Genomic DNA, 10,164 nt, shown 5'->3' on the forward strand with positions numbered 1-10,164 from the left:
TGCGCTCTACTCGAACACGTCCTCGTGGCCCTCGTGCAGACCGCCGCCGCTGCCCGTGCCCGGCTCCGTCGGAACCGAGTTCACCGGCTTCCGCAGCGAGCTGATGTCGTGCGCGTAGGTGCCCGCGGCGTTCGCGATGACCCCGATGTTCACCTTGAACGCGGTCAGGTTGACGTTCTTGATGTCATCGCCCTTGGCGTGGTAGTTCGGGTCGTACGCCAGCCCGGCCGTACCGCCGAACTTCGCCGCCTGCTGCGCCGACTTGACGCCCTCGGCGCCCGTGAAGGTGCCGCCCGAGGGGATGCCGACCTCGATGAAGGGGCCGTAGTCCGAGCGGCCGGAGAAGTCCGTGCCCTCGTGCGGGGTGTCCTTCGAGTCGAGGAACTCGTTGATGTCGCGCTCCAGCTGCGCCGAGCCCTCGGGGCCGGGGCCCGCGCCCACGCCGTCGGAGTTGTCGCCGTCGTAGACGAAGAGTCCGTAGTTCGGCGAGGCGATCATGTCGAAGTTCAGATAGAGCTTGATCTCCTTCTTGCCGAGGGAGCTGAGGCCCGCGACATACGCCTCCGAGCCGAGCAGCCCGTTCTCCTCGGCGCCCCACCAGGCGAAGCGGACCTTGTTGGCCGGACGGTTCTCGGCCTTGGCCAGCTCCTGGGCGACTTCGAGCAGACCGGCCGAGCCGGAGCCGTTGTCGTTGATGCCGGGGCCCTCGGCCACGGAGTCCAGGTGGGCGCCGAGCATCACGGTGTTCGCCGCGTTGCCGTGGCGGGTCTCCGCGATCACGTTCCGGGTGATCCGCTTCTCCTGGAGCTGGCGGATCTCGAAGGAGACGTTCACCGGGCCGCCGGCCAGGTCGGCGAGGAGCTTCTCGCCCTCGGCCTGGGTGACTCCGCCGGTGGGTATCCTGGCCGCGGCCACGTCGCCGAGGGTGCCGCCCATCGCACCGGCGGTGTTGTTGTAGACGATGGCGCCGATCGCGCCCGCGCCGGCCGCCTGGGCCTGCTTCTCGGCGAAGGTGCAGCCGCCGCGCTTGATCAGCGCGATCTTCCCGGTGAAGGTGCCGGAGGCGTAGTCGGTGGCCTCACAGCCGGTGGTCGCGTCCGCCGGTACCGCCGCCAGATCGGCCTTGACGCCGCCGACCGGGGTGGACTTGGTGTAGGTCATCGCGTTGATCGTGATGTCCCTGGCGTTCGGCGAGACCACGGAGAGCTTCTGCGCGAGCGTCTGGGTGTAGCTGAACTCGAAGGGCTCGTAACGGACGTTGTATCCGTACTTCTTCAGCTGCTGGTAGACATACGCGGCCGAGGCGTCGTACCCGAGGGTGCCGGCGGCCCGGTTGCCGCCCGCCGAGTCGGCTATCTGCTGGAACTTCTTCAGGTGGTTGTGCGCGTCCTGCACGGACGCCTTCGAGACCAGCTTCTTCGCCAGTTTCGCCGCCTGCCGACCGGCATCGTCCCGGTGGGCGGCGGAGGGGGAGGCGGATGCCAGCAGGAGCGGGGTCGCAAGTGCGGCGGCGGCCAGGGTGGCCACGGCTCTGCGCCGGGTTGCCTTCACAGAGTTCCTTCCCGGTGTGGACAAGTTGAAGGGAAGTTAGCGAGACCGCGACCACTATGGGAACGCCTGTGCCCCAACTCACCTCTCAGTTCATGAGATCGACATTCCAAACCCCGGAACGTCCGATTCGGCCAGCCGTATTTCAGCCGTCCTTGGCCGTTTTTGCCGCTCTTTTCATCTCTTGTTTGTGAGCGCGTACTTTTGCGAGCGACTCGGGCCCGGTGATGTCGGCGGCCGAGCGGTACGAACCGCTCTCGCCGTAGGCGCCCGCCGCCTCGCGCCATCCCCGGGGCCGAACCCCGTACCGCTTGCCCAGCAGGGCGAGGAAGATCCGGGCCTTCTGCTCCCCGAACCCGGGCAGTGCCTTCAGCCGCGCCAGCAGCTCCGTACCGTCGTCGACACCGGTCCAGACCGCGCGGGGGTCGCCGCCGTACTCGTCCACCAGGTACTGGCAGAGCGTCTGCACCCGCTTGGCCATGCTGCCCGGGTAGCGGTGGACCGCGGGTTTCTCCTTCAGCAGGCCGGCGAAGGCCTCCGGGTCGTACGCCGCGATCTCGGCGGCGTCGAGATCGTCGCGGCCCATGCGCCGGGCGATGGTGTACGGGCCGGAGAACGCCCACTCCATGGGGACCTGCTGGTCGAGCAGCATCCCGACGACCGCGGCGAGCGGGCTGCGGCCGAGCAGCTCATCGGCTTCCGGCTGCTGGGCGAGGTGCATCTCGGGACTCATATTCCGATGATCACCCGAGGTCGGGTCCGCCGCCAGTGAGCCGCCGGGGGCGCGCCCCGGGGACCCGCGCGGGGCCCGCGGCGGACCGGCACGCGGAAGGCCCCCTCCGCCACGGTGGCGGAGAGGGCCTTCCGGCGGCCGGGGCCCTAGTCGTAGACGTAGGTCTCGCCGAACACCGCCGCGTGCTCCAGCACGTCCTCCAGCGGGTCGTCGATCTGTCCGATGGAGATCAGCGTCACTCCATTGTGCGAGTCCGTGTGGGTCTCGTCCGCGGCCGCGGTGCCGACGGGGAGTACGGCTGCCAGCACCGCCGCACCCAGCAGCGTCAGGGTGATCTTGGCCTTCATGTCGATATCGCCCGCCTGTTCATCCCTGTTCGTCGCGTATCTGTCGGCCGGTATAACTATCCGACCGGCTCCCAGGACACGGCCTCAAACCTCACCGAGGGTCATTCACCCGTTCGGCCGAACGGTCATACCTGGGGAGCGGGGTGGTAGATCACCACCGTGGTCTCGCAGGAGTTGTCCGCGAAGAGTTTCAGGGTCTCCAGCTCCGCCTTGTCGGCGGTCAGCCCCCAGCGCAGCTTGGTGCCGACCCAGTCGCCGAGGTAGCGGCAGATGGCGCCGGCCTCCGGCGGCAGCCAGTCGGTGATGTCCTGGCCGTCCTTCTCCTTCTGGGACCGGACCGTCACCGCCGCCAGTGTGGCCGGGGCGTCCTGGTCGTTGGCGTAGGCCTCCCGGCGGGCCGTCGTCCACTCGGACGCGCCCGAGCCCCAGGCCTCCGCGAGCGGGACGACATGGTCCACGGTGACGCTGGCGGGCTTGGTGACCGACTGGTTGTCGTAGTACGAGACCCACCGGCCGCCCGACAGGGAGCAGCCGGGCCCGACCGAGGGCTCGTCGACCGCCTCCGCGAGCAGCACCTCCTGGCGGGTGGAGCAGCCGTCGGTGGCGTCCCGGCCGGCGTTCCAGTGCGGGAAGGCGGCCGCGCCGCGGCCGCCGTGGTACGCCTCGGCCTCGACGAGGACCGAGATGGCGTCCTCCAGCTGGCGGACCTCCGCCGGGGCGGCGGTGCCGGCGGACGCGGAGGTGAGGAGCGGGACGAGGGCGAGGGCGAGTGCGCTCAAGGTCATGCCGATTCTTCTGGTCATGGCGTCAATTCCTACTGGGCAACGGGACCTTTTCTGCATGGGGGGCGCGCCCATTCCACTCGTACGAGCGGATTATCCGCCTGATATGACCGCCGGGTTCACGGACTCTTCGCACACGGAACCTGGGGGCGGTACGGCGCAGACCGCACCGTACCGCCCCGCCGGCGCTCCTACGGGAGACCCGTGTGCAGCGAATTCATCAGAGTTCCGTTCGGGGTGTCACCCGAAAGTTCCCAGACCATCGCGCCGAGCAGCCCCTTCGACTTGATCCAGTCGGTCTTCTTCCCGATGGACCAGGTGTCGTCGAAACTCCACCACGTTCCATTCGCACCCGTGTATCCATAGGTGGAAATGGACTGTTCGTCATGGTGGACGGTCATATTCGGGTAGCTGCTGATCATATTCTGATAGCCCCGAATTCCGGCCTCCTCGGCGAACTGCCCCGGCGCGGCGCCGTTCGCCGTCTGCCACTCGCCGTTGACCCCGGCGGCTCCGGGGGCGACCTCCTTCCAGCCCCTGCCGTAGAAGGGGAAGCCGACGGTCAGCTTCCGGGGGTTGACCCCGGCGTCGGTGTAGGCCTTGACCGCCCGCTCCACGCTGAAGTCGAAGGGGTACGGGTCCTGGGCGTCCCGGTGCAGATTGGCCTGGTGGCCGGTGCGGGCCGGCTCCCAGGAGTTGTCGCTGCCCGCGCCGTGGAAGTCGTACCCCTGGACATTGGCGAAGTCGAGATAGTCGAAGATCTTCGTCAGGTCCCAGCCGGCCTCGATCTTCGCCGGGTCGGCGGGGGTGAAGGCGGTCAGCAGCCGGTGCTCGCCGCCCAGCGCGTCGAGCTGCTTGCGGAACTCGGCGAGCAGCGCGGTCAGATTGGCCTTGTCCGCCGCCTTCCAGTGATTGCCCGGGTGGCCCTCGGCGCCCGGCCACTCCCAGTCGATGTCGATGCCGTCGAAGACCCCGGCACCGGTGCCGGGTCCGCCGGCGCCGTTGTAGACCGGCAGATTGCCCTTGATCCACACATCGACGCAGGACTTGACGAACTTCTCCCGGGAGGCGGGCGTGGCCGCCGCGTCCGAGAAGAACTTCGAGAAGGTCCAGCCGCCGAGCGAGACCACGACCTTCAGATGCGGGTGCTTGGCCTTGAGCTTCTTGATCTGGTTGAAGTTGCCCCGCAGCTTGCCCCAGCCGTCGTCGGCGACGCCGTCGACCGACTGCGCGGCCGAGAACGGGCGGGCGTAGTCCGCGTCGGCGTCCCCGGCGCCGGTGCCCTCGTCCGGGTCCTGGGGGTTGCCGGAGACGCCCTTGGTGACCCCGGCCTGGCAGGTCAGATTGACCGGGTCGATGTTCTCGAAGGCGTAGTTGATGACATTCAGCTTCGCGGCGGAGCCGGAGGTGTCGATGTTCTTCACGAAGTACTGGCGCCCGTACAGGCCCCACTGGATGAAGTAGCCGACCTTGTAGTGCTTCCCGGGGCCTGCCACGTCGTCGGTGGTGACGGAGAGCGCGTTGGAGGCGGGGGAGGCGTTGTCGGCGGTGTCCCGTGCCTTGACCGTGAAGGTGTACGCGGTGGCCGGGGAGAGGCCGTCGACGGTGGCGCTGGTGGTGGTGACGGTCTTGACCAGGGTCGCGGCCCGGTAGACGTCATAGGCCGCCACGGCCACATTGTCGGTGGCGGCGTTCCAGGCGAGGCTCACGGTGGAGGCGGTCTTCCCGGTGGAGCGCAGTGAGCCCGGGGCCGTCGGCGGTACGGGGTCGGTCGCCGGGTCCACGGTCCGCACGGTGAACGGCGGGCTCGCCGCCCCCGTGTTGCCCCGGGTGTCCTTGGCGCGGACGGTGAAGGTGTACTCCGCCGCCGGGTTCAGGCCGGTCACCGTGGTGCCGGTGGTGGCGGTGCTGGTCACCACGGAGCCGCCGCTCAGCACGTCGTAGGAGGCGACCGGGTAGTCACCGGCCGTCGCCGGGGTCCAGGCCAGGGCGACCGTGCGGGCCGTGACGCCGGTGGCGCGCGGGGTGCCGGGCGCGCCGGGCGGGTTGTCGGGGGTGCCGTCGCACTTGTCCCCGTTGACCGTGCAGCCCCTGGGCTCGGAGATGGGTCCGGTGGCGGTGAACCAGTAACTCCAGGGCTCGGTGGTGCCGTTCGCGGGGACGGTCCCGTTGTAGTAGGCGTTCTTCACGGTCACCCGGGAGCCGCTGACGCTCGCCTCGCCGTGGTAGTGGCCGCTGAGCGTGACCCCGGCGGGGAGGTCGAAGGCCAGGGTCCAGCCGTTGACGGGGGTGGCGGCGCTGTTGCGGATGGTGAAGGTGCCCTTCCACCAGGAGCCGTTGTTCTGGGAGGCGAAGGTGGCGGTGAGGCTGCCCGCCGCCCGGGCCTGGGGGGCCAGGCCGGTGAGGGCGGCGAGGGGCAGCAGCAGTACGGCGAGGAGGGCGGCGATCCGTTGCCGCGGTCGGAGTCTTCCGTGACGTCGGTTGAACATGGCGCTCCCTGAGGGGGTAGGGGCGGTGGCCGTGCTCACTCCGTGCTCGGTGCGTTCGGTGCGTTCGGTGCGCTGTGCTGGGTTGCCGGTGCGCGGTGCGGTGCGCGGTGTGCCGGCCGGTGGTGCGTGGGGTGGGCCGGCGGCCGGTCATGTTTGGGCGTACATGACAACCTTCGAAGCTACTTGGTCCGGACCAATTCGCAAGGGGGGCGGAGGCCCGGATTCCCGCAGCGGGGTCCCCGGGGCAGGGGGGCGGTCAGACGCCGGTGGCGTACCGGCTGAGAAAGGTGTCCACCCCGCCGACGAGCAGCCGCTCGGTCAGATCGTCGTCCATGGTCGCGCCGTACTGGCCGAAGACCACATGGGGGTGGACCAGCAGCGCGTACAGCTGAAGCGTCGCCACCTCCAGGTCCGGGATCTCCAGCCGGCCCCGTGCGGCGAGTTCGCGCAGCGCGCCCGCGACCGCCGGGTGGTGGCCGGTGGGGCTCTGGTGCCGCCAGGCGCGCCCCAGCTCCGGGAAGCGGTGGGGCGCGGCGGCGACGAGGTTGCGCAGGGTGGTGACCTCGTGGTCGGCGCGGACGGCGCGGACCCAGGCGCGGGCGGCCACGACGAGGGCCGCGCGGAGGTCGTCGGCGTCGGCGAGCCGGTCCAGCGCGGCCGGCGAGCCATCGTCCCCGGTGTCGACATGCTCGTCGAGCGCCCCCGCGACCACGGCGGTGACCAGGGCTTCCTTGCTGCCGAAGTGGTTGTAGACGGTGACCTTGGAGACCTGGGCCGCGGCGGCGATGGCGTCCATCCCCACCCCGAACCCCTCCCGCAGGAAGAGCGCCCGGGCGGCCGTGACGATGGCCTGCCGCTTGCGCTCGGCGCGCGGGCCGCTGGGGCCGTCGCCGCGGGGGCGCGGGGCGGTGCTGTCGGGGGTCATGGGGCCGAGCCTAGCCGACCAACTGAACTGTACAGTTGAGTTCACCTGTACTGAACTGTACGGTACAGGTGTGCTCCGGCCCCCTCGGCCCGGCCGCACCGACCGACCCCGGAGGACCACCCATGCCCCGCGCCGCCGGACACCTCGCCGCGACCACCCCGGGACCGCCGGAGCGCCGTCCGCCCGCCGATTCCCCCCGCCGGTCCGCGCCCGGCGGCGCCGCGTCGCTCGTCCGGGATCTCTCCCTCGGGATGCTCGCATCGGTCGCCTCCGGCGGGGGCGGGCTCGGGTCCGCGGGGCTCGGCGCGCCCGGACTGGGCCGGCACTTCGCGGTGGAGGCGGCTGAGGCGGAGTGGCTGGAGCGCGCCGGGGACGGCGCGGTGGTGGCGTACATCGACCGCGCCGACGCGTGCGCGCGGGGCGGTGGCCGGGTGGTGGACACCGACCGGGCGTGGGGGACGCTGCACCGGTGTCTGGCGCTCGGGGGGCCCGGCCCCCTGGCGTACACCGTGCTCGGCGGGCGGGTGCTGACCGGCCCGGCGGCGCCGTGGCTCGCGGTCCTGGCCGGTCCCGACCGGGTCGCCGAGGCCGCCCGGGCGCTCGCCCCGCTCGACCGGGGGTGGCTGTGGCGGCGGTATCTCGCGCTGGGGGCGCCGGACGGCGGGCCGTGCTTCCCGTACCTCTGGGAGCGGCTGGTGGCGGTGCGCCGCTTCCACGCGCGGGCGGCGGGGGCCGGGCGGGCGGTGCTGTTCACCGCCGACAGATGACGCGCGCCGGGCGCGGCGCCCGTCACGGCTCCGGGCCCGCCGTCCGGCCCGCTGTCCGGCGCCCGGTTCAGGCGCCGCGCCGGGACTCCAGACCGTCGAGAACGCAGTCGAGACCCCGGCCGAAGGCGGCTTCGGGACCGGGCCGCGCGGTCGCCGCCCGCGCCTCGTGCCGGGCCCGCAGCCGGGGGTGGTGCCGTACGGCGGCCTCCGCGGCCGGCCACATGCCCGCCAGCCACTCCTCCTCGCCGCGGCCGTCGCGGGCCAGCGTCGTCAGCCAGGCCGCCTCGCTCATCGTCGTCCCGAGCACATAGGCGAAGACCGTGTCCATCGCGCAGTCGGCCTCCTCCGGGCCGAACCCCGCGCTCTCCAGCAGGGCGAGCATCCGCTCGGACACCCGCAGCAGCTGGGGGCCGAGGAACGCGCCCGCGAACGCGCCGAGGACCGAGGCGGTCCACGGGTGCCGCAGCACGGCCGCCCGCATGCTGTGCGCGGAGTGCGCCACCGCGGCGCGCCAGCCGTCGGGGCCGATCGTCCCCGGCACCTCGATCTCGCCGTAGACCTCGTCCACGACCAGCTCGATCAGTTCGTCCTTGTTGGCGACGTGCGTGTACATCGACGTCGCCCCGGCGTTCAGCCGGGTGCCCAGCTTCCGCATGCTCAGCGCGTCGACGCCCTCGGCGTCCAGCAGGGCGATGGCCTCGGCCACGATCTGCTCCCGGCTCAGCGCGGGCTGCTCCCGCCGCTGTCGCCGCGGACGGGTCCACACGGACGGAAACGGCTGGTCCTCGGCCGGCATACGGCCTCCCTCTCTCCGGAGTGACACTGCCGGGGCCCAGCGTAACGCAGTTCCGCACAGTGTTCGGTCTTGCGTACAACGTTCCGTCTCCGTACAGTGTGCGGAGAAGCGCACGGCGTACCGCACTCCGTCATCCGTGCCCCGTCCGAGAGGTTCAGCGATGGATTCGACGCAGGCCACGAGTTCGAGCGAGTCCCGCGATTCATGGGACCCGGGGTACGCGGCGACGCGCCGCGACCCGAAGCGCTGGCTCATCCTGGTGGTGCTCTGCCTCAGCACCCTGGTGCTGGTCATCGACAACATGGTGCTCACCGTCGCGGTGCCGCCGATCGTCGAGGATCTGGACGCCACCGGCCAGGACATCCAGTGGATCATCGACTCGTACATCCTGGTCTTCGCCGGACTGCTGCTGACCTCGGGAAGCCTCTCCGACCGCTACGGCCGGCGGAGAGTGATGATCATCGGTCTCGCGCTCTTCGGCGCGGCGTCCGTGGTCGCCACGGTCGCCGGCAGCCCCGCCGAACTGATCGCCGCGCGGGTGCTGATGGGGATCGGCGGCGCGCTGGTCATGCCGAGCACCCTCTCCATCCTCATCACCGTCTTCGACGAGGACGAGCGGCCCAAGGCGATCGCCGCCTGGAGCGCGGTGGCGATGGTCGGCCTGGTCGGCGGGCCGGTGCTCGGCGGTGCGCTGATAGCCCACTTCTGGTGGGGCGCGGTCTTCCTGATCAACGTTCCGATCGCGCTGCTCGCCATCGTCGCCGCGCTGGTGCTGATGCCGGAGTCCAAGGGGCCGTGGCGCAAGGCCGACCCCGTCGGCATGGTGCTCTCCATGGCCGGGATGACCGCGCTGGTGTGGACGATCATCGAGCTGCCCCAGCAGGGGATCGGCCACCCCGCCACCCTGATCCCGCTGGCCGTGGCCGTGGCCGCGCTGGCCGGGTTCGCCGTCTGGGAGTCCCGCACCCCGCACCCGATGGTGCCGCTCTCGCTCTTCCGCGACCGGGTCTTCACCGGGGCGAGCTTCTCGCTGGTGCTGCTGACCTTCGCCAACGGCGGGCTGATGCTGGTGCTGACCCAGTACCTCCAGTTCGTGCTGGGCTACACCCCCACCGAGACCGGTCTCGCCTTCGCCCCGATGGCTGTGGCGGTCATCGTCTTCAACACCATCGGCGCGGCGCTGGTGAACCGGACCGGCAACCGGTTCATGGCGGTCGCCGGACTGGTGGTCACCGCCGCCGGGTTCGGGGTGCTGGCCACCCTCTCGGCGGGTGACGGGCTCGCGGTGCTCACCGGCGCGATGGTGCTGATGGGTGTCGGCGGCGGACTGGCGATGCCCGCGACGATCGGTGCGCTGATGGGCGCGGTGCCCGCCGAGCACGCCGGGGTCGGCTCGGCGCTCAACGACACCATCCAGCAGGCGGGTGCCGCGCTGGGCGTGGCGATCCTGGGCGCGGTCCTCTCCGGCACCTACAGCGCCGAGATGTCCGGCTCGGCCTCCGGCGCCGCCCGCGAGTCGATCGCCGAGGCCCTGGCCCTGGGGGACAGTGCCCTGGCTGAGACCGCCCGGTCCGCCTTCACCACGGCGATGTCCCACAGCTTCCTGGCGGGAGCCGCCGGCGTGGTCGGCGCCGCGGTGGCCGCCCTGCTGCTGATGCGCGACCGCGGGGGCGCGGCCGGCGAGGGGGCGGCGCCGGCTGGGGGCGCCGGGGAGACCGGGGGACCCGGGGGACCCGGGGAGGCCGGGGAGCGGGAGCGGGCCGCGGCCGGCTGAGGG

At 71.6% G+C, this 10,164-nt stretch carries 9 protein-coding genes; 2 read left to right on the forward strand and 7 right to left on the reverse strand.

Annotation, left to right across the window (positions count from 1 at the left end; all coding sequences use genetic code 11):
* Positions 1–6: 6 nt before the first annotated feature.
* From ACWCRA_RS11030 to ACWCRA_RS11055, 6 genes are all read right to left on the reverse strand, one after another.
* On the reverse strand, positions 7–1,551 hold the full coding sequence (locus tag ACWCRA_RS11030) for a M28 family metallopeptidase (protein WP_351544912.1): 1,545 nt from the start codon (positions 1,549–1,551) through the stop codon (positions 7–9).
* A 142-nt stretch (positions 1,552–1,693) separates the two neighbouring features.
* On the reverse strand, positions 1,694–2,281 hold the full coding sequence (locus ACWCRA_RS11035; protein ID WP_351544909.1) for an HhH-GPD-type base excision DNA repair protein: 588 nt from the start codon (positions 2,279–2,281) through the stop codon (positions 1,694–1,696).
* 146 nt (positions 2,282–2,427) lie between these two features.
* On the reverse strand, positions 2,428–2,628 hold the full coding sequence (locus tag ACWCRA_RS11040; protein ID WP_351544907.1) for a hypothetical protein: 201 nt from the start codon (positions 2,626–2,628) through the stop codon (positions 2,428–2,430).
* A 125-nt stretch (positions 2,629–2,753) separates the two neighbouring features.
* Complete coding sequence (locus ACWCRA_RS11045) at positions 2,754–3,431, reverse strand: HNH endonuclease (protein WP_351544904.1); 678 nt, start codon at positions 3,429–3,431, stop codon at positions 2,754–2,756.
* 170 nt (positions 3,432–3,601) lie between these two features.
* A complete protein-coding gene (locus ACWCRA_RS11050) occupies positions 3,602–5,899 on the reverse strand; it encodes a glycosyl hydrolase family 18 protein (RefSeq protein WP_351544901.1) in 2,298 nt (765 codons plus the stop codon).
* Between the two features lie 256 nt (positions 5,900–6,155).
* The gene (locus tag ACWCRA_RS11055) at positions 6,156–6,824 is read right to left on the reverse strand and encodes a TetR/AcrR family transcriptional regulator (protein WP_451067277.1); all 669 of its coding nucleotides are present in this window, start codon (positions 6,822–6,824) and stop codon (positions 6,156–6,158) included.
* A 122-nt stretch (positions 6,825–6,946) separates the two neighbouring features.
* Between ACWCRA_RS11055 and ACWCRA_RS11060 the strand changes: the two genes are divergently transcribed.
* Positions 6,947–7,591 carry a DUF1877 family protein gene (locus ACWCRA_RS11060; RefSeq protein WP_451067278.1) on the forward strand — a complete coding sequence of 215 codons (645 nt, stop codon included), beginning with the start codon at positions 6,947–6,949 and terminating at the stop codon, positions 7,589–7,591.
* Positions 7,592–7,658: 67 nt separating this feature from the next.
* Here ACWCRA_RS11060 and ACWCRA_RS11065 read toward each other — a convergent pair whose 3' ends face one another.
* Positions 7,659–8,387 (reverse strand): TetR/AcrR family transcriptional regulator, encoded by a 729-nt coding sequence (locus tag ACWCRA_RS11065; RefSeq protein WP_351544893.1) that lies wholly within the window; start codon positions 8,385–8,387, stop codon positions 7,659–7,661.
* 160 nt (positions 8,388–8,547) lie between these two features.
* Between ACWCRA_RS11065 and ACWCRA_RS11070 the strand changes: the two genes are divergently transcribed.
* Positions 8,548–10,161: an MFS transporter gene (locus tag ACWCRA_RS11070; RefSeq protein WP_451067279.1), complete on the forward strand. Its 1,614-nt coding sequence runs from the start codon at positions 8,548–8,550 to the stop codon at positions 10,159–10,161.
* The last annotated feature ends 3 nt before the right edge of the window (positions 10,162–10,164 follow it).

This window comes from Streptomyces sp. NPDC001889 (genome assembly GCF_053594535.1).